General features: G+C 70.3%; 23 protein-coding genes. 5 read left to right on the plus strand and 18 right to left on the minus strand.

The annotated features are described in order from the left end of the window. The 10 genes from SACAZDRAFT_RS03505 to htpG all read right to left on the minus strand — a co-directional run. Positions 1-1,054: beta-ketoacyl synthase N-terminal-like domain-containing protein (locus SACAZDRAFT_RS03505; protein ID WP_005438754.1), on the minus strand; the 1,054-nt coding region annotated here is incomplete at its 3' end. Beyond that, positions 1,051-2,319, minus strand: coding sequence for a beta-ketoacyl-[acyl-carrier-protein] synthase family protein (locus tag SACAZDRAFT_RS03510; protein WP_005438761.1), 1,269 nt, complete (start codon positions 2,317-2,319; stop codon positions 1,051-1,053). The genes SACAZDRAFT_RS03510 and SACAZDRAFT_RS03505, both read right to left, overlap by 4 nt. After that, positions 2,316-2,792 carry a cupin domain-containing protein gene (locus SACAZDRAFT_RS03515; protein WP_005438762.1) on the minus strand — a complete coding sequence of 159 codons (477 nt, stop codon included), beginning with the start codon at positions 2,790-2,792 and terminating at the stop codon, positions 2,316-2,318. Before SACAZDRAFT_RS03515 ends, SACAZDRAFT_RS03510 begins: the two co-directional genes overlap by 4 nt. A 14-nt stretch (positions 2,793-2,806) precedes the next feature. Further along, positions 2,807-3,568 (minus strand): SchA/CurD-like domain-containing protein, encoded by a 762-nt coding sequence (locus tag SACAZDRAFT_RS03520; protein WP_005438763.1) that lies wholly within the window; start codon positions 3,566-3,568, stop codon positions 2,807-2,809. A 16-nt stretch (positions 3,569-3,584) separates the two neighbouring features. Continuing rightward, positions 3,585-3,947 carry an antibiotic biosynthesis monooxygenase family protein gene (locus tag SACAZDRAFT_RS03525; RefSeq protein WP_005438766.1) on the minus strand — a complete coding sequence of 121 codons (363 nt, stop codon included), beginning with the start codon at positions 3,945-3,947 and terminating at the stop codon, positions 3,585-3,587. Between the two features lie 48 nt (positions 3,948-3,995). Then, positions 3,996-4,502, minus strand: coding sequence for an NAD(P)H-dependent oxidoreductase (locus tag SACAZDRAFT_RS03530; protein WP_005438767.1), 507 nt, complete (start codon positions 4,500-4,502; stop codon positions 3,996-3,998). 153 nt (positions 4,503-4,655) lie between these two features. Next, the gene (locus tag SACAZDRAFT_RS03535; RefSeq protein WP_005438769.1) at positions 4,656-5,135 is read right to left on the minus strand and encodes a MarR family winged helix-turn-helix transcriptional regulator; all 480 of its coding nucleotides are present in this window, start codon (positions 5,133-5,135) and stop codon (positions 4,656-4,658) included. A gap of 46 nt (positions 5,136-5,181) precedes the next feature. Next, positions 5,182-5,910, minus strand: a complete 729-nt coding sequence (locus SACAZDRAFT_RS03540) for a TetR/AcrR family transcriptional regulator (RefSeq protein WP_005438771.1) — start codon at positions 5,908-5,910, stop codon at positions 5,182-5,184. Between the two features lie 300 nt (positions 5,911-6,210). Beyond that, complete coding sequence (locus SACAZDRAFT_RS03545) at positions 6,211-6,684, minus strand: MarR family winged helix-turn-helix transcriptional regulator (protein WP_005438773.1); 474 nt, start codon at positions 6,682-6,684, stop codon at positions 6,211-6,213. 327 nt (positions 6,685-7,011) lie between these two features. Further along, the gene (gene htpG / locus SACAZDRAFT_RS03550) at positions 7,012-8,949 is read right to left on the minus strand and encodes a molecular chaperone HtpG (protein WP_005438775.1); all 1,938 of its coding nucleotides are present in this window, start codon (positions 8,947-8,949) and stop codon (positions 7,012-7,014) included. 153 nt (positions 8,950-9,102) lie between these two features. Between htpG and SACAZDRAFT_RS03555 the strand changes: the two genes are divergently transcribed. Next, positions 9,103-10,344 (plus strand): C39 family peptidase, encoded by a 1,242-nt coding sequence (locus SACAZDRAFT_RS03555; RefSeq protein WP_005438777.1) that lies wholly within the window; start codon positions 9,103-9,105, stop codon positions 10,342-10,344. Positions 10,345-10,409: 65 nt separating this feature from the next. Continuing rightward, complete coding sequence (locus SACAZDRAFT_RS03560; RefSeq protein ID WP_005438779.1) at positions 10,410-10,931, plus strand: GNAT family N-acetyltransferase; 522 nt, start codon at positions 10,410-10,412, stop codon at positions 10,929-10,931. A gap of 43 nt (positions 10,932-10,974) precedes the next feature. Here SACAZDRAFT_RS03560 and SACAZDRAFT_RS03565 read toward each other — a convergent pair whose 3' ends face one another. The 3 genes from SACAZDRAFT_RS03565 to SACAZDRAFT_RS03575 are packed head-to-tail and all read right to left on the minus strand — an operon-like array spanning position 10,975 to position 12,824. Further along, positions 10,975-11,466 (minus strand): hypothetical protein, encoded by a 492-nt coding sequence (locus tag SACAZDRAFT_RS03565; protein WP_005438781.1) that lies wholly within the window; start codon positions 11,464-11,466, stop codon positions 10,975-10,977. Continuing rightward, positions 11,463-11,750: an ATP-dependent Clp protease adaptor ClpS gene (locus SACAZDRAFT_RS03570; protein ID WP_005438782.1), complete on the minus strand. Its 288-nt coding sequence runs from the start codon at positions 11,748-11,750 to the stop codon at positions 11,463-11,465. Before SACAZDRAFT_RS03570 ends, SACAZDRAFT_RS03565 begins: the two co-directional genes overlap by 4 nt. Before the next feature lie 48 nt (positions 11,751-11,798). Then, positions 11,799-12,824 carry a helix-turn-helix transcriptional regulator gene (locus SACAZDRAFT_RS03575; RefSeq protein WP_005438784.1) on the minus strand — a complete coding sequence of 342 codons (1,026 nt, stop codon included), beginning with the start codon at positions 12,822-12,824 and terminating at the stop codon, positions 11,799-11,801. A 568-nt stretch (positions 12,825-13,392) separates the two neighbouring features. Here SACAZDRAFT_RS03575 and SACAZDRAFT_RS03580 point away from each other — a divergent pair. Next, positions 13,393-13,749: a LysR family transcriptional regulator gene (locus tag SACAZDRAFT_RS03580; protein ID WP_005438786.1), complete on the plus strand. Its 357-nt coding sequence runs from the start codon at positions 13,393-13,395 to the stop codon at positions 13,747-13,749. A 209-nt stretch (positions 13,750-13,958) separates the two neighbouring features. On the opposite strand, the gene SACAZDRAFT_RS03585 is transcribed toward SACAZDRAFT_RS03580, so the two are convergent. The 5 genes from SACAZDRAFT_RS03585 to SACAZDRAFT_RS03605 form a co-directional block, all read right to left on the minus strand. Further along, positions 13,959-14,303: an MmcQ/YjbR family DNA-binding protein gene (locus SACAZDRAFT_RS03585; protein WP_005438788.1), complete on the minus strand. Its 345-nt coding sequence runs from the start codon at positions 14,301-14,303 to the stop codon at positions 13,959-13,961. Positions 14,304-14,424: 121 nt separating this feature from the next. Beyond that, entirely contained in the window at positions 14,425-15,483 is a 1,059-nt protein-coding gene (locus tag SACAZDRAFT_RS03590; protein WP_005438790.1) for a sporulation protein, read from the minus strand. Positions 15,484-15,735: 252 nt separating this feature from the next. Then, entirely contained in the window at positions 15,736-16,968 is a 1,233-nt protein-coding gene (locus tag SACAZDRAFT_RS03595; protein WP_198283916.1) for a YeeE/YedE family protein, read from the minus strand. Positions 16,969-17,123: 155 nt separating this feature from the next. Then, positions 17,124-18,716: an FAD-dependent monooxygenase gene (locus tag SACAZDRAFT_RS03600; protein ID WP_005438793.1), complete on the minus strand. Its 1,593-nt coding sequence runs from the start codon at positions 18,714-18,716 to the stop codon at positions 17,124-17,126. A gap of 20 nt (positions 18,717-18,736) precedes the next feature. Further along, on the minus strand, positions 18,737-19,699 hold the full coding sequence (locus tag SACAZDRAFT_RS03605; RefSeq protein ID WP_037294962.1) for an MBL fold metallo-hydrolase: 963 nt from the start codon (positions 19,697-19,699) through the stop codon (positions 18,737-18,739). Between the two features lie 164 nt (positions 19,700-19,863). Here SACAZDRAFT_RS03605 and SACAZDRAFT_RS03610 point away from each other — a divergent pair, with 164 nt between their 5' ends. After that, positions 19,864-21,192 carry an MFS transporter gene (locus SACAZDRAFT_RS03610; protein WP_005438797.1) on the plus strand — a complete coding sequence of 443 codons (1,329 nt, stop codon included), beginning with the start codon at positions 19,864-19,866 and terminating at the stop codon, positions 21,190-21,192. 44 nt (positions 21,193-21,236) lie between these two features. Beyond that, positions 21,237-21,914, plus strand: a complete 678-nt coding sequence (locus SACAZDRAFT_RS03615) for an HAD family hydrolase (RefSeq protein ID WP_005438799.1) — start codon at positions 21,237-21,239, stop codon at positions 21,912-21,914. Positions 21,915-21,964: the final 50 nt, after the last annotated feature.

The raw sequence follows: 21,964 nt of genomic DNA on the forward strand, positions 1-21,964 counted from the left end.
CGGCCACGGCGAACGTCCCCGCCGCCGAGTACGCGCGGCCGAGCCCCGCCGCCACGGCGGTCACCGGCACTCGGTCGAACGACGGGCCGAGCACTTCCCGCACCGCGCTGATCTCGGCGCGGTCCGCTGCGGGCACCGCCATGCCGTCGGCGAACACCGCGTCGATCTCGGCGGGGTCGACGTGCGCGTCGGCTATGGCGAGCCGGATGGCGGCGGCAAGTGCTTCCCCCGCCCGGCTCCAGTAGTCGCCGTCGGTCGTGGACTGCGCGCCGGTGAAGGTCGCGGCGTGCCCGGCCACCACGGCGAGCGGACGCGCGTCGCGGGCCTGGGCGTGCGCGGCGTCCTCCAGCAGCAGCACCGCTCCCCCCTCGCCCGGCACGTATCCCGAGGCGTCGTGGGCGAACGGGCGGTACGCCCCCGGGGAGTCGCGTTCGCTCAGCAGGCCCGACGGCAGCTGGCACGTGAGCGCGTACGGACTCACCGGCGCCTCGGTGCCACCACAGACCTGCACGGGACAGCCCTGCCGGACGGCCCGGCGGGCGTGGGCCACCGCGTCCAACCCGCCCGCGGACTCGCTGCTCACCACCGCGCACGGGCCCCGCATCGCGTTGCCGATGGAGATCTGTCCCGTGGACGCCGCGTAGAACCACGCGATGGACTGGTACGGACCGACGTGTCGCGGGCCGTGTGCCCACAGCGCCTCGATCTCCCGCTGCCCGAACGCGTTGCCACCCGAACTCGCCGACGTGGTGACGCCGACGTCGAAACTGTCGAGGGCACGGGGGTCGAGCGACGCCGACTCCAGCACCTGCCGGGTTCCTTCGAGGACGAACTGCGTCCACAGGTCCGTCTGCACCACGATGCGCGGGTCGAGCACGGCGGTCGGGTCGAAGTTCGCGACCTCCCCCGCGTAGCGCACCGGGTAGCGGCGCGAGTCGAACCGGCTGATGCGACGGATGCCGCTCGCGCCGGCCAAGGCCGCCCGCCAGAACGTGTCGGTGTCGAGCCCGGTCGGCGCCACCACGCCGAGCCCGGTGATCACCACCTCGGTCATCGCGCCCTCCGCCCCGCCGTGTCGAGCACCACGGCCGACTGGAATCCGCCGAAGCCGCTGCCCACGCTCAGCACGAGGTCGATGCCCTGTTCCCGGGCCTCGACGGGCACGTAGTCCAGATCGCACTCCGGATCGCGGTGCTCGTAGTTCGCCGTGGGCGGCACGACACTCGTGTCGAGCGCCAGCACGCAGGCGACGAGTTCGAGGCTGCCGATCGCGCCGAGCGAGTGCCCGATCATCGACTTGATGGAGCTCATCGGCGTCCGGTACGCGTGGTCGCCCAGACTCCGCTTGACGGCCGCCGTCTCGTGGCGGTCGTTCTGCTTCGTGCTGGAGCCGTGCGCGTTGACGTACCCGACCTCGTCGGGTGCCGCCTTCGCCGACCGCAGGGCCGTCGTGATCGCCCTCGCCATCTCGATCCCCTCGGTCGTCAACCCGGTCATGTGGTGGGCGTTGCCGAAGGTGGCGAACCCGGAGACCTCGCAGTACACCCGCGCACCCCGGCTCCGGGCGCGCTCCAGGTCCTCCAGCACGAGCACCGCCGCGCCCTCCCCGAGCACGAAACCGTCGCGCAGGGCGTCGAACGGCCGGCTCGCCCGCTCCGGTTCGTCGTTGCGGGTACTGGTGGCCTTGATCGCGTCGAAACAGGCGACCGTGATCGGCGAGATCGGCGCGTCCGACGCTCCCGCGATCACGACGTCCGCGGCGCCCTCCTCGATGACCATCGCCCCGTACCCGACGGCGTCGAGCCCCGACGTGCAGCCGGTGGAGATGGTGCGCACCGCGCCGCGGGCCCCGTGCGCGTCGGCGATCTCCGCGGCCAGCGTGCTCGGCACCAGCGCGTGGTACAGGTGCGGGTCCGCCCGGCTCGGATCGACGAGCCAGTCGGCTCCCCCGCCGGAGACCTGGACGTAGCCCTCCTCCAACCGGATCGTCGACCCGACCGCCGTTCCCATGCTCACCCCGACCCGCCACGGGTTCAGCGGACCGAGTTCGAGCCCGGAGTCGTCCACCGCCTCCCGCGCCGCCACGAGCGCGAACTGCACGTGCCGGTCAAGGCGGGCGATGTCCGCCGAGCTCAACCCTTCGGTGACCGGGTCGAAGTCGCACTCCGCAGCGATCCGCGAGCGGAAACCCTGCGGGTCGAACAGCGTGATGCCCCGGGTCGCGGTGGTACCGGACGTCAGCAGATCCCAGAACGCCTTGACGCCGATGCCACCGGGGGCCACGACACCGAGGCCGGTGACGGCGACCCGGCGCGTCATCTGCCACCTCCCAGATCCGGTTGCGGTGACGCCGCGCTCTCGGTGTCCACGTGCCCGAGCTCGGGCCGGGGTGCGAGCGGGCCGAGCTGGAACACGACCCGCGCCGGTTCCCCGCCCTCGTTGCGCAGCCGGTGCCGGGTGCCCGGTGGGACGAGCAGCGCGGAACCGGTGCCCACGTGCCACGGCTCCCCGTCGAGGTCCACGGTCACCTCGCCGTCGGCGACGTAGAGGAACTCCTCCGAGTAGGGGTGGTAGTGCTCGGCGATGCTCTCGCCCGGTTGCAACCGCGCCACGCCGAGGAAACCCGACACCGACGCCGCGTTGCGCGGACTCAGCAGCGTGCGGATCTCAGCGCCGCGGCGGCGGTCGGCGGGGATCTCCGATTCGTGCACGCGGACCAGAGGGCGGTCGGTCGGGCGTTCGTGCACTGGAACGGGCCCCGCCTCGACGGAGGTCTCGACCGCGTCCACCATGATGCCTCCCACAGTCAACTCGACGACGGAAAGTCGGCACCGAGATCGGTGCCTCTCGCCGTGCCGTCGGCCTCGCGATGCGTCACGAGGGTCAGGCGTGCTTCGGCGAGAAACTTCGCGCGACCGGCGGCCGTGGCGAGGTTGCACCCCGGCTCGAGCAGCTCGGTCAACGCTGCGGCGGTGGGCCCGCCGATGACAGTGGGGCCGAGTCGCTCGATCGCCTCGTCGGCATCGCCCTCGACGTCGAGGACCCGCACGACGAAGTCGCCGTGCCGGAACACCGTCGTCCCCGCCAGCCCCGTGCGCAGAGCGGCTCCCAGCGGCAGGGACTGGCCCCACGCGAAGATCCGCGCCGCCGCCTCGCCCCGGCCCGGACGAACGGGGTAGCGCAACGCCACGCGGGTCCGCTTCCCCCGGGGCATTCGCGGAGTCGGTGACGCCTCCTGATGCACGACGCGCGTCATCATCGCGCGGCGGAAGAACCAGCCGACCGACTCCGGATCGCTGAAGTCGCGGGGCCGCACCAGCAGCGGGTTGAGCTTCTCCTCGGTCTCGCGGATCGCGGGATCGTTGGCCAGGTGCCGCATCACCACGGGGAGCGGACCCTCCACATCGATCACCCGGACGACGTGGTTCTCCCACAGGAACACCGAGGTCGCGAGCAGCCGGCACCCGTTGCCGATGTGGGTCTGCGGGCGGGGGTACTCCGAGAGCACGCGGCGCACCGCGTCCACGCTTCCCGGCCGCACCGGGAAGGTCAGGGCATGTCGTTCCATCGTTCTTCCTCTCGGATCAGCACGACCGGGGATCCGCCGACTCGCTCGGCTCGGGCGACTCGGACGCCCGGCGAACGGTCTCTCGGTGCACCACGTAGCGCAGGGAGCGCCGGTGGGAGACGGCCGACAGCATCGGCGCGGCGAGGGCTCGGTGTTCCGGTGTCCGCTCCCAGGCCAGGAAGTCCTCCGCGCTGCGCCACTGGCTGGTGAGCAGCCACGCGTCGGGGTCGTCGGTCGACTGGCAGACCTGGTCGCCCAGATGGCCGGGGACGCTCGCGACGGCCCAGCGCACGGCCTCGTAGGCGTCCAGGAACGTCTTCTCCATCCCCGGCTTCAGGGTGAGCAGGAAGACGACGCGGTAGCCGGCTTTCTCGGTCATGGGGCTCCTCTTCGGTTCGTCTCGGGTCCACCGGGGACGCCGTCGGGATCACCCGGCACGGCGCAGGGCGGGGCCGTGTGGAGCGCGCAACGACCGGGCGACGCGGGTGAGGCGGCGGCCGAGTGCCTCCGCGGCGCTCGGGTCGCCGTCCTCGGCCGGTGTCGTGACGCACGAGCCCGGCAGGAGCAGGCAGTCCCACGCGAGCAGACCGCGGTAGAGCTCCGGCACGAGCGGCGCGCCGTGGCCTCCGTCGTGGTCGACGGCGCGGGCGGCCACGACCTTGTCCGGCAGCCGCAGTCGTTCGCGTCGCCGTGCCGCGACGTCGACCAGACGCCGGACCGGTGGCGCTACCGCGCCGCCGTGGCTCGCCGCGATCACGACGATTCCGTCGGCCCACACCATTGCCTCGAACACCTCGTCGAGCGGCGACTCGGTGTTCGCCACGCGACGCAGTCGGATGTCAGCGCCCGCCGCGACCGCCCCGAAACGCACCGCCGACACCGTCGATTCAAGGCCACATCCCTCACCCGAAGAAACAATCACCACGCGAGTCATCGTGATCCCCTCGCCGTTATTTCCCCTTCAGCCTCGCCCACCGGGAATTCGATTGTCAATACGAAAAACGGATTACCCGGGAATGCGAACGAAACGGGAGTGAATCACATCGAACAGAATACGAAATGGGACCGTTTCGATGATCTCGATTGATTAATCGGAATGAGCCTCGGCGTTCGGAGAGCCCGAGCCGGAGCCAGGGCCGTCCAGGGCTTTCTCGACCCGCGCCAACATGTCGAGCAGCTGCCCCCGCTCGGCCTCCGACAGCAGCGCCAGCGCGTCGGCCTCCAGGCCGTCGACGACGCCGGGGACGACCTCGCGCAGGGCACTTCCCCGGTGGGTCAACCACACCCGCACTCGGCGACCGTCCTCCTCGTCACCGGCCACCCGCACCAGCCCCGCGTCCGTCATCCGCCGCACGGCACGGGTCACCGTCGGAGCCTCGACCGAGACCCGGGTCGCGATCTCCCCGGGCGTCAGCCCGTCACTGTCCCAGAGACACGCGAGGACGAACTCCTGTCCGGCGTGCACACCATGACGAGCGAGACGTCGTCCCGCCTCGCTGCGCAGTCTCCGCGACACCAGGGTCACGCGGGAGAGGAAACCGTCCGTCCGATGGCGCACGATCAGCATGCTACTGATCAAGCGACCACAGTCGAACGGCGATGATCGCCGAAGGTCAGTCCCGGCCATCCGATGCGCCGTCCTCGATGAGGTGTCCGGCGAGAACGTGATCGACGATCCGGGCCGCGCGCTCGCCGGGCGGCGCCTCCGGCGCCGCGTCACCCAGCACCACACGCGACAGCACCGCCCCGACGAGCGCCGTCGACAACGTGTCCACGTCACTGTGGTCCGCGAGCGCCCCGCGGCGGACACCGCCGGCCAGCACCTCCCGGACGGCCGCGATGCGCGGGTCGACGACCAGCCGCACATAGTGGCCGTACAACGTCGGCGCACTCATCAACCGCGGCAACAACCGCGCCGACCGCGACTCCGCGACCCACCGGCAGAGCTCCTCCACCACCATGGTCACGTCCTGGCGCACGTCGCCGCCCTCCACCCGCGACTGCGGCTCGACCAGCGATTCGAGCGCCTCCAGCAGGACCGCTTCCTTGTTGGGCCAGCGGCGGTAGAGCGTCGCCTTGCTGACACCGGCCCGTGCCGCGACCGCCTCCACCGAGAGCGCGTCCACGGACACGCCCTCCTGCAGCAGTTCCAGAGCCGCCCGGATGATGGCGCGACTGGCCCGCTCGCTGCGTGGCCGCCCGGGGGTGCGCCGGTGGACGGGCTCGACAACCTCGACAGCCTCGACGACCTCGACGACCTCGACGACCTCGGCAGCCTTCGCGACCTCGGACGCCGACTCACGGTCGGTCGGCGTGGACCGCGCGGACGACATCGGGTTCATTCAGACCACCTCGCGGACGTGTCGCGGCGCGGTGCCGTCCTGGCGCTGCGACTCTGCACTGAGACCCTCACGTGCGTCCCCCTTGCCCGTATGCCGAAGTCGGCGGCATGCAAAATGCCACAGGACTCCCGAAAACGCGAAACCACTTCCATCTCCTTCGCGTTTCAGGAGCCCCCGAAAGCGATCGAACCTCCAAAGACGGAGAATGAGTATAACCACGGCCGCGAGAGTTCATTTAGCCAGCTAAGCGAGAATCCGAACGACGCCTGGAGCCGAATAGTATTCACGGTGACTCGCGCGTCAATCACCCGTCTTCGTGAGCAACATTCGCAGGAGCGCGTACTCGGAGCCGCTGAGATTCGCCACGAGCCGCTCCTCCGCCCGCAACCAGAGCTCCTCCACCGTCGACCGCGCCGCCCAGCCGCGTTCGGTGAGGAACACACGGCTTCCCCGCCGCCCCGGTCGACGCTCCCGGTGCACGAAACCGGCACGCTCCATCCGTTGCAGCATCCGGGTGATCGTCGCGGGCGCCGCCTGCACGCGCTCGGCCAGCTCCGACTGCGTGAAGCCGCGATCGTCCCACGGCTGCAGCAACACCTGTTCCTGACCGCTGTACATCCCGAGAGCGGCGAGATCGCGCGCCAGCTCCGTCCGGCGCTGCCGAGCCGCGATCACGATCCAGTACAGCGCGGTCTCGGTGAGGCAGTTGCCACCGCGCTCCTGCACCGGAGTGCACCGGCCGTAGGGCGGCTCCGCGACCCTATCCCGATCCACGAGCCCTCCCGGCCGTGCCGGCCGCACGGCCCGCGGCGTCCACCACCTGACGACCGGGTGTCGAGCACAGGTCCGCGGCTCCGCACCTCCGGCGTCGCGGCAGGCCATCGGTGTCGCGATCAGTCACTGCGCCCTCCGAACGGTCGGGCAACAGCTTCGGCGCGGCACGGGTGGTCGTCAAGTCCGCGTGCCCCCTTCGGGGCACGTGACGACACCGTGATCGTCCCGAGCCGACCGGCATGATCAACTACATCTGTAGTGCGACTTTTCGAGACGCGAACGGTCGGTGTTCCACCCAGCGCGGAACACCGACCGTTCGACGCACCCTTACAGCGACTCGGCCAACCTGTTGGCCAGCACCGTGGTGAACCGCTGCGGGTCGGACAGCTCACTGCCCTCGGCCAGCAGAGCCATCCCGTACAGCAGTTCGGCGGTCTCGCGCAGTGCCGTCTCGTCGGCACCGGCCTGCTGGGCGTCGCGCAGGCCCGTCACCAACGCGTGCTGGGGGTTGAGCTCCAGAACGCGCTTCGCGACCGGAACCTCCTGACCCGCCTGCTGGTACATCTTCGCGAGGGCCGGCGGGAGGTCGTAGGTGTCGCCGACCAGGCACGCCGGGGAGGTGACCAGCCGGTTCGAGAGCCGGACCTCCTTCACGTGGTCCGACAACGTCGTGGCGAGCCACTCGCGCAGTGCGTCGAAGCTGCCGTGGTCGGTCCTGTCGTCGCTCGACTCGCCGTCCTCGCCGTCCTTGCCGCCCTGCTCGCCGTCGAGGTCGACCTGGCCCTTGGCGATCGAGGTGAACGTCCTGCCCTCGTACTCGCCGACCTGCTCGACCCAGAACTCGTCGATGGGGTCGGTGAGGACGAGCACCTCCAGACCCCTCGCGCGGAACGCCTCCATGTGTGGGGAGTTCTCGACGACCGACCGCGAGGCGCCCGTGAGGTAGTAGATGTGCTTCTGGTCGTCCTTCGCGCGCTCGACGTACTCGCGCAGCGTGGTGAGCTCGTCGGCGGAGTGGGTGGAGGCGAACGAGGCGATGTCGAGGATGGCCTTGCGGTTGTCGGCGTCCTCGACCAGGCCCTCCTTGACGACCCGCCCGAACTCGCGCCAGAAGGTGTCGTAGCGGGCCCGGTCGTCCTTCATCATCTCCTTGACCTCGCCCAGCACCTTCCTCACCAGGCGGCGCCGCATGAGCTGGATCTGCCGGTCCTGCTGCAAGATCTCGCGCGAGACGTTGAGCGAGAGGTCCGCGGCGTCGACCACGCCCTTGACGAAGCGCAGGTAGTCGGGCACCAGCGCCTCGCAGTTGTCCATGATGAACACGCGCTTGACGTAGAGCTGCACGCCGCGCTTCGCGTCCCGGTAGTACAGGTCCATCGGAGCCCGCGACGGCAGGAACAGCAACGCCTGGTACTCGAACGTCCCTTCCGCCTTCACGGTGATCGTGCGGAGCGGGTCGAGCCAGTCGTGGCTGATGTGCTTGTAGAACTCGCGGTACTCCTCCTCGGAGACCTCGCCCTTCGGCCGCGCCCACAGCGCCTTGCGGGAGTTGATCGTCTCCCACTCGTGGGTGGTCTTGCCGTCCTCGGTCTTCTCCGTGCGCAGCCGGATCGGCCACGTGACGAAGTCGGAGTAGCGGCGCACGAGGTCCCGCAGCACGCTCTCCGCGGTGTAGTCGTGGAGCTGGTCCTCGGCGTCCTCGGGCTTGAGGTGCAGGGTGATCGCGGTGCCCACCGGGGCGTCCGCGTCGTCGAGGGTCTCGACCGTGTACGTGCCGCTGCCGTCGGAGGACCAGCGCGTCACCTCGGACCGGCCCGCCTTCCGCGTCACGAGGGTGACCGTGTCGGCGACCATGAACGCCGAGTAGAACCCGACACCGAACTGGCCGATCAGGTCGACGTTCGCCGAGTTCTTCGCCTCGCGGAGTTGTTTGATCAGCTCACCCGTTCCCGACTTGGCGATCGTGCCGATGAGCCCCACGACCTCGTCCCGCGACATGCCGATGCCGTTGTCGCGGACGGTGAGCGTACGCGCGACGCGGTCGACCTCCAGATCGATGTGGAGGTCGTCGATGTCGATGCCGCCGGCGTCGGCGAGATCCTTGTCGCGGAACGTCTCCAGCCGGAGCTTGTCCAGGGCGTCGGATGCGTTCGAGACGAGCTCACGCAGGAAGATGTCCTTGTTCGAGTAGATGGAGTGAACCATCAGCTGCAGGAGCTGGCGAGCTTCCGCCTGGAACTCATGCGTCTCGATTTGAGCAGTCACTCAGGTCTCCTCGCGGAAATACCGGTTTCGAGTGGGTCGCGGGTGGCGACCTCACGTCGCAGTATCTCGCGGGCTCGACGACCGGGAGCAGCACGGGCCACTCACCCGGACAGCGGTTCACAACACCGGGAGTCGCGGTGAAAATCACTCGCCATGCGCAGGCGCCTGCTGTCCTTGACCCTCGCCGCCGCCCTCGTGGCCACGGTGTCGCCCGCCGCGTCCGGGGCGAGCGCCGAACCGGCCGCGGGCGCGGAGCCCACCGCGGAGATCGACTACCACGAGTGGGCCGACGTGGCGGCCTTCCACCGCGGTGAGTCCGACGGCGTGCGCGCCACCGGCACCGGCCTCCGGCTCACCCGGGCGACGCCCGCCGACGACGGCACGGAGTACGGCCGCTGGACCTCACCGTGGTACGAACCGGGCTTCGCCGCCACCGAACTCGTCGCCTCCTGGAACGCCACCACCCCGGACGGCACGTGGGTGACCATCGAGGCCACCGCGCGGACGGACAGCGGCGAGAACACGGCGTGGTACGTGCTCGGGAAGTGGGCGTTCGGCGACGGCGACATCGAGCGCACCACGGTGGCGGGCCAGCGTGACGAGCACGCCGCCGTGTACGTGGACACGCTCGCGGCCGCCGACGGTATCGCGTTCGAGGCCTACCGGCTTCGGGTCACCCTGCACCGCGAGGATTCGACCTCGGCCACACCGCGCGTGCGTGCGCTGGGCGCGATGACGTCGGACGTCCCCGACCGCTTCACGGTGCCGACCTCCGAACCCGGCGCGGCCCGGGGCATCGAGCTGCCCGTCCCGCGGTACGCGCAGAACCTGCACTCGGGCAACTATCCCGAGTACGGCGGCGGTGGTCAGAACTGGTGCAGTCCCACCTCGACCGAGATGGTCCTGGAGTACTGGGGGCGCGGCCCGGACTCCTCCGAGCTGTCGTGGCTGCCCGACGACTACGTCGATCCGACCGTGGCACACGCTGCGCGGCACACCTACGACTACTCCTACGAGGGCACGGGCAACTGGCCGTTCAACACGGCCTACGCCGCCCACTACGGGCTGCGCGGCCACGTCACGCGCATGCACTCGCTGGCCGAGCTGGAGGACTACGTGGCCGCGGGCGTTCCGGTGGTGACGTCGGTGTCCTTCCTGGAGAGCGAGCTCGACGGCGCGGGCTACGGCACCAACGGCCACCTCATGGTCGTGATCGGCTTCACGCCCGACGGCGACGTCATCGTCAACGACCCCGCCTCCAACACCAACGAGGGCGTGCGCAACGTCTACCGGCGCGACCAGTTCGAGACCGTGTGGCAGCGCACCCAGCGGCACACCGCCGACGGAGGCGTGGCGGGCGGCCCCGGCGGCATCGCCTACGTCATCCGACCCTGATCCGCGGCACCCCGCCGACCCGATTTCGATTGACGCGCTCCACGACTCGGGACCATGATCACCCGATGACTCAGCCGGGCTCCGTCCACAACACCGCGGAACGGCCTCCCCTGGTCGCCGAACCGCCCCTTCCCGACCTCGTGCTCGCCCCGATGACCGACGGCGACGCCGCGGAGGTGCTCGTCCTCCAGCGGTGCTGCTGGGTGCAGGAAGCCGTCGCGAACGACATGCTCGACATCCCCGCGCTGCACGAGACCGTCGAGGACGTGGCCGGCTGGCTCCCGAGCTGGCAGGCGTGGTGTGTCCGCAGGCAGGGACGCCTGGTCGCGGCCGTCCGGGCCCAGGCCGAGGGCACCACCTGGGAGATCGGCCGGCTCATGGTCGCGCCCGACCTGGCCGGGCAGGGACTCGGGAGCTGGCTCCTGGACTACGCCGAACGACAGGCGCCGACGGGAACGACGACGTACTCGCTGTTCACGGGAGTGCACAGCCATCGCAACCTCGCTCTGTACCGGCGCGCCGGCTACGTCGTCCGACCCGACGCAGATGCTCCGGCGGGCGCCGTGGCACTGACGAAGAGTCGCTGACGACGACTTCCCTCAGGACGAGGGGACACGCGCGCCTGTGCCGTCACAGCCGAAGGTCGTGGTGCAGCAGCTCGGGACTCGACGCGAGCACGAGACTGTCCTGGACGTGGTTGAACCACAGGGAACTCAGGTCGAGCTTGCCCCGGCTCCGGCGCCACCACCGACGACGGGGCGGGTCCACGAACCGCGCCAACGCGAAGGTTTCGATCCAGTCGTGCACCTCGGGCGGCGACAACACGTGGTGCGGCGCGGCCGCGAGCTGATCGCGTACCCGTCGAGGGGCGGCGCTGTCGCGCAGCCGCGCCGCATGCCGAAGCCGAAACTCCGCCGAGTCGGCGGGCGTCGCGTAGGCGTCGGGAAACATCCACACCAGGGTCCGCTCGTCACCGCTCTCCAGAACCCGCACGAGCCGGTCGGCGTGGTCGTGGAGGGTCGACGCGAGATGGCTCCCCATCCGCACGGCGACTCCGCCCGCGGCGGGAACGGCGTCGAAGTAGTCCGGCGTCACGTCGCGCCACTGGACGTCGTCGGTCATCGGCACCACACCGTCGTCCGCAGGCCACAGCGCTGCAGGGACACCGCGAGATTCTCCGCCTCGGCCTGGCTTCCCGGCGCAGGGACGTCCGCCGACCGCCCCCAGTGCACCCGGCGCGTGAGGTCGATCGCGTTCGGCCAGGGCAGCCCGCACAGCCGGTGCAGCGCGTCGATCACCACGAGCGCCGAGGTGATCTCGTCGTTGTGAATTCGTACAAACCACTCACGCGACACCGGCACATCGTGCCATGGCCGGCCATCCGGCCCCGTGCTGCCCGCGATCATCGCTCGAACAGGGGCGCAACGACTCAACCGGCCTCTGTACGAACAGGATCAGTCGAGGTTCGGCTCACCCGAGAGCACTCCCGCGCGCGCGGCCGCGACACCGAGCTGGAACCGGGTCGCCACCCCGAACCGCTCGTAGAGCCCGGTGATGTACCGGCGGAGCGTGCGGGTCGAGATGTCGAGCCGCCGCGCGATCGCCTCGTCCGACCGGCCGGTGCTCAGCTCCACCAGTACCAGGAGTTCGATCTCCCGCCACACGTCCTTGTCGTAGTCGTACTCCGACACCGGGAGCGCGCTGTCCCACGCGTCCTCGAAGAACTGGGCGAAGAAGGCGACGATGTTCGGGTCGCGGGCGATCACCCCGCCCTCGCCGCACGACCGGGACTGCAGGACGGCCACGCGGTCGTCCACGAGCACCACACGGCTCGGCACCGACACCGTCGTGCGGCACTGCCCGCCGATCTCCTGAACGTGCCGCAGGTAGTTCAGACCTTCTCGCTGCCTGCGAGCGGTGTGGGGGTAGATGGAGCGGATCTCGATGCCCCGCTCGTACAGGGCACGATCCGCCGAGAAGTCGACGCGCACCGCGTCGTCGGAGGCGACCGTGGGATGCATGGCCCGCACGCTGTGGCGGGCGCCCACGACCAGCTCGGTCAAGGTCGTCTGGAGGTCCTCCGGCACGCGGATCTTCTCGACGCCCGGCTGCACCTGCTCCCGGTTCGTCTCGGCGAGCATCGCCGCCTGCAGTTCGTCGAGGACGGAGCTCAACGAGGTCGTGCGCTCGGTGAGTTTCGTGTACTCGGCCCGCAGCCTGGACAGGAAGTCGACGAACGCCAGCCGCGGCCGCGTGGCGACCCACCGCGAAGGCTCACCACCCTGCGCCTCCACCGATCCGGCGTCGGTGAGGCACTCGAGAACGGATCTCACCGTCCACGTGTCCCATCCCGTCGCGGCGCAGCATTCGGCAAGCGTCGCGGGGCCGCGGGACAGGAACCGATAGACCTCCATAGCGGCGTGGGTGAGGTGGCGGAACGCGGTAGCGGGATCATCTTCCGGGCCGTGCTCGTCACTCATGGAACTCCTGCGATCGTCGCCTGAACGCCTCGACGACCGATTCGACGCCACCGTGCCGCAGCTGGTTCCCGTGTTGCGGGAACGTGACCGTGCCGAATCGTTTCGCGCGCCGCTTCGCACAGGCACACGTTCATCCACTGTGGACGCAGGTCGCCACCCGAACGGACCAGAGCGGCACACCACTCGCCCCTCGGGACGGAAAGCCCCGACCCGACCACTGAACGTGAGGCTTGTTCACACTTTGCGACTTTTGGACCAGGCCGAAAGTCGGATGTGTCCCGTTCCTGACACGCTGTGACCTTTTCCGGCCATCGGCAACGCTGGCATGATCAACGCGCTGTGCGGTTTCCTGGTGCCGCCAGCGACCGGCCCCTGGAAGACAGGAACAGCGGACGATGGGACCGACGACCGTTGCGTGGCTCGCACTCCACCCGAGCCGACCAGCCACCCCTCAGGCTTTCGTCAACGGCCGACACTCGCCGTCCCACCTGACCCGGTCGTCGGCAGCGTGCCCTGCGAGAGCGCGGCACCGAGAGTGACCGCACCCCCACAAGAGTTTGGAGTTGCTATGGACGAGCGACAGTTCCGCGCGTTCGTGTCGATCGCCGAAGTCGGCCGGATGGACCTGGCCGCGGAGGCGCTGGGATACTCGCAGCCCGCGATCAGCTACCAGATCAAGTGCCTGGAAACGAGCCTTCGCGCGAAGCTGTTCACTCGTGACTCCACCGGCGCACGACTCACCACGCAGGGGCAGATGCTGCTCCCCGCCGCCAGAGCCGTCGTCACGCTGTTCGACAGCATCAAGCAGACGTTCGACGCCTACGACCCCGCTTCCGGCCCGGCCGCGGCCCGCAACCGGATTCCCGCGACCCGAGGCACCCGCACCACGACGGTCGGCCGCCCCCGCAAGCCCATCGAGCACTAGGTCCCGCGGAGCGGGAGGAATCTCACGATCCCCGCTCCCCGACCGGACACAGGGGACTCCCCACTGTCCCCTGTGCATCGGCCGAAACCCTGCTCTCACAACACTACGGTGACATCCGGACGGACCGCGCCCAACGACAGTTCGAACAGTTCGAAGCACCGGGTGCGGCCCGACCGGCCGACAGGGCACGCCTGCGTACGGTGGCGGCGCTAACGGACGAACGGGTACTCGGCGGCGAGCTCGGCCGGCGCGGACAACCGCCACGCCTCGTAGACCAGCTCCTCCACCTCGTCGACGTCGATGCGGGGCAGGTGCACCACCACCCAGCCGAAACCGCCCATGGTGAACTGCACCTCGAAGACGTCCGGCCGCTCGGCCACCAACGCGGCCTGCTCCGACAACGTCTGCTTCAGGCCCACCGTCTCGGTGCGCGGCCAGTGGTAACCGAACCGCACACCGCGCACGCCGAACGCGGTGTAGTCACGCCCGGGAGTTCTCTGCAGCTCCGCGAGTCCGTCGAGGATCCGCTCCAGCGCCGTCGCTGACACACCCATACGGCACATTCTCACGAGAACCCCCGACAGATTCGACGGCAACGTCCACGCGAGAACCCGAGGGACCCGCGGAACAGGACCGATCGCCGGGCGGCGACCCGGCACATCGGCCCTTCCGGCGTCACTCCTCGAAGTCCATCTCCTCGGCGACGTCCATCTCCTCCTCGTCGCCGTCGAAGACCTCCTCCAGGACCTCCCCCAGCACCATGCCGCCGACGACACCGGCCGCCGCACCGGCGATGACACCGCCCATGCCGGGACCCCGGCGTTCCTGGTACTCGCCCGGGTGCCCGTAGGGAGCGGGCTGGCCGTACGCGCCCGGCTGACCGTAGGGAGCCTGGCCGCCGAAGGCCGGGTTGCCGTACTGACCGGGGTGTCCGCCGAAGGCCGGGTTGCCGTGGCCCGCGGAACGGCGGTCGGCGGCCTGATCCATCCACTGCCCGATCAACGAGGCCCAGTCCATGCTCTCGGCCTCGAGGTGCGGCGCGGCGAAGCGACCGAACGTGTCACCGCCCTGGCGGAAGAGGCCACCCCGCTTGTCCGCCTCCAGCACCACGTGCACCTCGTGCGGAGTGGTGACGAAGGTCAGTTCCACCTGGTTGAGCCGCCCCGAGTGCGCCGCGGGCGGGTAGAACTCCAGCTCCTGGTAGAACGGCAGCTGCTGCGGCACACCGTGCACGCGGCCCGCCTCCACGTCGGCGCTCTGGAACAGGAAGCCGAGGGCGCCGAACGCGTCGAGCACCGCGTTCTGCGACGGCAGCGGGTGGATCTCCACCGGGTCGAGGTCGCCCTTGTCCGGCGCTCCGGCGATCACGAGTTCCGTCCGCACGCCGACGGTCATCCCGGGCAGGCGCTGCCCGCCCACCGCGGTGATCGGGGTCTCCCAGGGGATGTCGAGCTGGAACGGCACCGCCAGCGGTTGTCCCGCGGGCACGCGCACGCCGCGCTGCACGACGACGCGGTGGAACTCGCTGGTGCCGTTGAACTCGTGGTCACCGCGTTCGATCTCGACCTGCGTCACCAGGGACAGCGCGATCTCGCCGATCTCCACGTCGTTGCTGCCGCCCTGGATGCGAACCTGACCGGTGACGGCCTGGCCGGGCATCGCGTGCGGGGTGTCCAGCACCGTGTCGACGGATGGACCACCGACGCCGAACGCGCCGAGCAACCGTTTGAACATGAACGGGGTTCCTCCTCGGGAAGACCAGTCAATTGCTTTCCGTAACTGGAATGTGACCGAAAGCATAGCGAGATCGAGGTGGTCACCGCCCGTACACATGATCATGGTCACGATCGCGTGCGTTATCGGTGGTTTCTCCGATTTCCGGAGGGTTTCGCTGTCCTCCCCGAGTTCGGCCGGGTCGGATCTCGCCGGCTGATGTGGCAGCTCAAGGGCGACCCCGGCGGTGTGCCGGTGCGCCCGGCCGGCGGGTCAGCACACGCTGTCGGACGGCTTCGGCACGCCGAGGCCGAACACCGGGCGCAGTTTGATGCCCACCCACGTTCCGGCGAGGGCGAACACCGCCCACAGCCAGCCGTGCAGGCTGCCCGTGGAGATGCCGCCGAGGTACGCGCCGATGTTGCAGCCGCCGGCCAGGCGCGCGCCCACGCCCATGAGCGCGCCGCCGAGCACGGCCGCCGCCGCGGTGCGCCACGGGATCGAGGTGTGTAGCTTCCAGGCGCCCGCCGCCGCGGCGGCGACGGCGGCACCCAGGATGATGCCGATGTTGGTGAGACTCGTCTTCTCGGTCAGCACGGGGTTGGCGAGCAACTCGGCGTAGCGGTCCGACTGCCAGAACTCCCACGTCTCCGGGTGCAGCCCGAACATCTGCAGCAGCTTCGCACCCCAGAGCGCGAACGCCGTGGTGACACCCCAGATCCCACCGGAGACGAGCATGACGGCGCCGGCGAGGACACCGAGAACGACCGCACCGACCCACTTCGGCCACGAACCCCGCACGACGCGCGCGACACCGCGAGCCGACGGCACGGTGCCCTGGGGCGGCGGGTTCCGCCGAGCCTGGACCACCCTGCTGGCCACCACGACCGCGGCGAGCGCGAGCATCGTGACCGCCCAGCTGCCGAACCAGCCCAGGTGGTCGGACAGCAGGACACCGGGCACCTCGGGCCAGCCGTCGAACGCCGGGAACGCCCAGGTGTAGAACACCGAACCCGCGATGAACCCGCCCAGCGTGAACACGATCGTCGACTGCCCCGAGCCGACGGCGAACAGCGTGCCCGACGCGCACGCGCCACCGAGCTGCATGCCGATGGCGAACACGGCCGCGCCGACGAAGAGCGGCAGGCCGATGGCTCCGGCCGACGGGGCCGGAGTGGAACCGAAGAGTCCCGCGCCGGTGGCCACCACGAGGGCGATGAGGGTGCTCGCCGTGCCCAGCAGCAACGTGTGGGCGCGCAGTCCCTCCCCGTTGCCCACGGCCATCAGTTGCCGCCAGGCCGAGGTGAAGCCGAACCGCGAGTGGAACAGCGCGACACCGAGGAACAGCCCGATGACGAGCAGGGCGCCGAACTTGGCACCGTGGACCGACCAGACGTACCAGCTCAGTGCCACCGCCAGCAGGCCCGCGACGACGAGGGGGCCGCGGCTCACGCGCCCGAGCGGATCGGGCGGCGGTGGCGCGACGGAGGTCGGTGCGGTCAGCAGACCGACACGACGCGTTCGGGTCGGGGTGGCCGACGCCGTGGACGGCGCGGGCGAGGTGGTGGACGAATCGGACACGGACGCTCCCGTTACGTGAGACCCACGATCTGGCCGAAAGGCGAGACTAGTTCGCTCCGGACCGTGCTCTCACGATGTGGTCACGCGTGCGGTGACGTCCGCGGCACCCGCCGTGGTCGCGGCGCGGGCACCCCGGCGACCGCGCGCCGCAGCGCCTCCACGAGCGCGGTGGGCTCGGTCACGACCGCGGCCACGTAGGCGTCGGGCCGGACCAACCACAGTTCGCCCGGACGCATGCCCAGCGCCCGGGCGATGCCGCCGTCGTGGTCGGCCTCGGAGAGCCGCAGCACACGCACCGGCCACGGCACCGTCGACACGTCGGGCGGCTCGGCCCCCGGGGCGGCGAGCACGCAGAACCCGTCGCGCAGCAGTTCGCGCAGCCGCGAGGACTCCCCCAGAGGAACATCGGGGGTGAGGATGCCCGGCCCCGGCGGGGGCACCGTGCCTCGCGGTGGGCGGCCCGCGAACGGCCGGGTCGGGTCGGGCGTGGTGAGAGGCGAGCGCACGTACCAGAACGGTTCGGAGAACCGCCCGGAGTCCACCTGCGCCCGCAGGGCGGGGTCGGTGGCCGCCCCGGTCAACACCGACTCGCGCCGCGCCCGCTGGTCGTCGTCGTGCGGGACGAGGAAGTCCATCGTGGCGGTGGTGACGTCGAGGTTCTCGACGGCCGCCGCGTGCCGCTCGGCGTGGTAGGTGTCGAGCAGTGCCTCGCCCGCCCAGCCCCGCAGCACGTACGCGAGCTTCCAGGCGGCGTTCTCCGCGTCGCCCACGCCCGAGTTCAGCCCGCGCGCGCCGAACGGCGACATCAGGTGAGCGCAGTCACCGGCCAGCAGGACCCGGCCCACGCGCAGCCGGTCGGCCACCCGCGAGTGGAACCGGTACACCGACTTCCAGACGATCTCGTAGTCCGCGTCCCCCACGATCGCCCGGATGCGCCTGTCGAGCGCACCGCTGCGCACCTCCTCGGCGAGGTCGTAGTCGCCGGGCACCTGCCAGTCGATGCGGAAGAGGGAGTCCGGACACGGGTGGATGAGGACCTGCCGACCGGGGTTCCACACCGGGTCGAACCAGAAGCGGCGTTCCCGGGCCCAGCCGGGGAGGTCGGCGCGGATGTCGCAGATGAGGAACCGGTCGTCGAACGAGTGCCCCTCGAACGCGACACCCAGCGTGCGGTGCAGGTCCTCGCAGTGCGCGCCCGTGCACGCGACCGCGTAGTCGGCGGCGACGCGCTCGCCCGTGTCGGTGCCGAGCCGGACACCGGTGTCGTCCTGCTCGACGTCCACGACGCGGTGACCCCACCGCACGTCGATCAGCGGCTGCGCCGCGATCCGCTCGTCCAAAATTTCCTCGACGCGCGCCTGCGAGATGTTGACGAACGGAGGGAACACGGATGTGCCCGCATCGTCGAGGGTGAGGGCGAACAGCTCGGTGTCGCGGTGGAACGTCCGCGCGGTCGCCCACGTCACGCCTTCGGCCGCGATGCGACGCCCGGCGCCCACCGACTCCCACACGTCGAGGACGTCGCGCTGCTGGCAGATGGCCTTGGACCCGACCTTGTCCCGGGCGGGTCGCCCGTCCAGCAACACGACGGGCACACCTCGGCGCGCGAGCAGCAGCGCCGTCGTCTGCCCCACCGGTCCGTTGCCGATCACCGCCACGCTGCGGTCTCGCACGGGTCATCGCCTCCGTCGGCTCAGTCCTGCAGCAGGGCCCACACCTCACGGTCGCGTTCGGCCGTCCAGATCACCGGCCGTTCGATCCCGGACAGCTCGTCCCAGAGCCGGGACACGTCGAAGGGCAGGCAGTGCTCGAAGATCGGCCACCGGCCGTAGCGCGGGGCCAGCGCCGCACGCGTGCGTTCGAACGCTTCCTTCAGGGTGCCGCCGCCGTGGTGCACCGCGCCAACCTCGCGGATCATGATCCGCAGGAAGTCGCGGGTCTGCTCGACGGCGGCGTCGACGGCGTCCCTGCCGTGACTCACCGCGCCCCGGCCTCCGACCAGGGCCTCCGCACCGAACGCCTTGATCCGGTCCAGCGTCGAGGACGCCCAGTCGCGATGGAAGGCGTCGCCCGTGTACAGCGCGGCCTCGGCCTCCACCAGATCGCCCGCGAACAGGATGCGGTGCTTCGGCAACCACGCGACGATGTCGCCCTCGGTGTGCCCGCGACCGCAGTGCTGCAGCACGAGATCACCCCGGTCGCCGCCGAGGTCGATCGTGAGGCGGTCGGAGAAGGTCAGCGTCGGCCAGGTCAGCCCCGGCACCGTGTCCGCGGCCTTGGCCAGCCGCGGCATCCGCGCGAACTCGCTCTCCCAGTCCTCCAGTCCGCGCTCGGCCACCAGCGCCCGGGTGTTCTCGTGGGCGACGATCACCTCGGCATCGAAGGCCGCCGCGCCGAGTACCCGCACCGCGTGGTAGTGCGACAACACCAGGTAGCGCACGGGTTTGTCGGTGTGTTCCCGGAGCTTCGCGAGCCACTCGCGGGCGGCCACCGGGGTGGCCATGGCCTCGAAGCAGACGAGGAAGTCCTCGCCCTCGATCGCGCCGACGTTGGGGTCGCCCTCAGCGGTGAGCGCGTAGACGCCGTCGGCCAACACCTCCAGCGTCTGTTCCTTGTCGTCCAGATCCGCGGACGAGGCGAACGCCTTCCGGCCCACGACGCCACCTCCGATGGTTAACGTCTTGATCATTCGGTTGTCGAGACTAGATCGCGAACCGGCGGAACGGAAGACCGCGCCCGGGTCGGTTTCGGGGGCTGACGCACGGCGCGGCGTGTGCCTAGTATCTGCCCACTTGTTCCGTCCCCCCGAACGGAGTTCCCATGGCCGCTTCGACATCGGCGTCCGACCGGCCACCACTGTCGACTGAGGAACGCCGAGTGCTGCTCAGCACGCTTGCCGGCACGTCGATCGAGTGGTACGACTTCTTCATCTACGCCCAGGCCGCCAGCCTGGTCCTGGCTCCTCTCTTCTTCGCCCCCGTCAGCGACGACTCCCCCGGCCTCGCCACGGTGCTGTCACTGGCCACCATCGGCATCAGCTTCCTGTTCCGCCCCCTCGGTGCGATCGTCGCCGGCCGGTTCGGCGACCGGTTGGGGCGCAAGAAGATGCTGGTGTTCACCCTCGTGACGATGGGGGCTGCCACCGCGCTCATCGGGCTGCTGCCCACGTACGGCGACATCGGCGTCGCCGCCCCCGTGGCGCTGATGCTGTTGCGGATCGTGCAGGGCTTCTCCGCGGGCGGCGAGTGGGGCGGTGCGGCCCTGATGTCGGTGGAGCACGCCCCGGTGCACCGACGTGGCCTCTTCGGCGCGTACCCGCAGATCGGTGTCCCGATCGGGCTGATCCTCGCCACGGGCGTGCTGTGGCTGATGACGACGGTGACGACCCCGGAGCAGTTCGAGGCGTGGGGTTGGCGCGTGCCGTTCCTGCTGTCCGTGCTGCTAGTGGCGATCGGCTACCTCATCCGCCGCGCGGTCGAGGAAAGCCCGGTGTTCAAGGAGATGCTCGCACGCAAGCAGGAGTCCTCGGCACCACTGCGGGACCTGTTCCGCCGCAACGCGAAGGAGGTTCTGCTCACGGCGCTGGTTTTCGTCGCCAACAACGCCGCCGGCTACCTCGTCATCGCCTACTTCATCTCCTACGGCACGGCCGTGTTGGGACTACCCAGGCCGTCGGTCCTCCTCGCCACGGTGTTCGCGTCGGTCGGCTGGCTGGTGTTCACGCTCTACGGAGGGGCACTGTCCGACCGCATCGGTCGCGTGAGGACGTTCCAGATCGGCTACGCGTGGGTGTTCGTGTGGATGGTGCCGATGTTCCTGCTCATCGACCTCGGCAACATCGTCGTGTTCAGCTTGGCGATCTTCGTCCTCACCATCGGCCTCGGCTTGTCGTACGGACCGATGTCGGCGCTGTACGCGGAGCTGTTCCCCGTGTCGGTGCGGTACTCGGGAGTGTCGATCGGTTACGCGCTCGGCGCGATCCTCGGTGGGGCGTTCGCCCCGACCATCGCGGAACTGCTGATGCAGAACACCGGCTGGTCCGGTTCGGTCGGCGTCTACATCATGGTGCTGTGCGTGGTGTCGTTCGGCGGGGCCACCGCGATCAAGGAACCGAAGGGGGCGGACCTGGGCGTCGCGCACCGCTCGTGACGAGGTGAGGGTTGGCCCGGCCCGCGCCGGGCAAACCTGATCGCATGGACACGGCCCTCATCCTCGACGTGGACGGAACGCTGGTCGACACGACCTACCATCACGCTCTCGCGTGGTATCGCGCCTTCCGGGAGGTCGGGGTGGCCGTGCCCGTGTGGCGTCTGCACCGGGCCATCGGCATGGGCGGGGACCAGCTCGTCGCCGCAGTCGCCGGTGACGAGGTCGAGCGGTCCCACGGCGACCGCGTCCGCGAACTGTGGAAGGCGGAGGCCGACCGGCTGATGCCCGAGATCCGCCCCTTCGACGGCGCCGTCGAGCTACTCGACGCCGCCGGGGCCGAGGGATTTCGGGTCGTGCTCGCGAGCTCCGGCAAGCCCGACCACGTCGACCACTATCTCGACCTCATCGGTGGCCGGGAGCGCGCGAGCGCGTGGACGAGCTCCGCCGACGTGTCGGCGACCAAGCCGCATCCCGAGTTGCTGGAAGCCGCCTGGGAACGAGCCGGGACCACGCACGCGCTCGCGGTCGGCGACTCGGTGTGGGACTGCGACGCGGCGGGCAAGCTCGGTATTCCCGCGGTGGGCGTGCGCACCGGCGGGTTCGGGGTCGACGAACTCACCGAGCACGGCGCCCGCGCGGTGTACGAGGACCTGCACGAACTACGGCGGGATCTCGGCAGGTTGGCCCGACTCGCCGCCGAGGCCCGTCCGAACCGGACGTGAGCGGCCGGTAGCGCGGCATCTGCGTCCACAGTGGAGCGAATCGGAAGCTG

The sequence above is a fragment of the Saccharomonospora azurea NA-128 genome (genome assembly GCF_000231055.2).
GTDB lineage: Bacteria > Actinomycetota > Actinomycetes > Mycobacteriales > Pseudonocardiaceae > Saccharomonospora > Saccharomonospora azurea.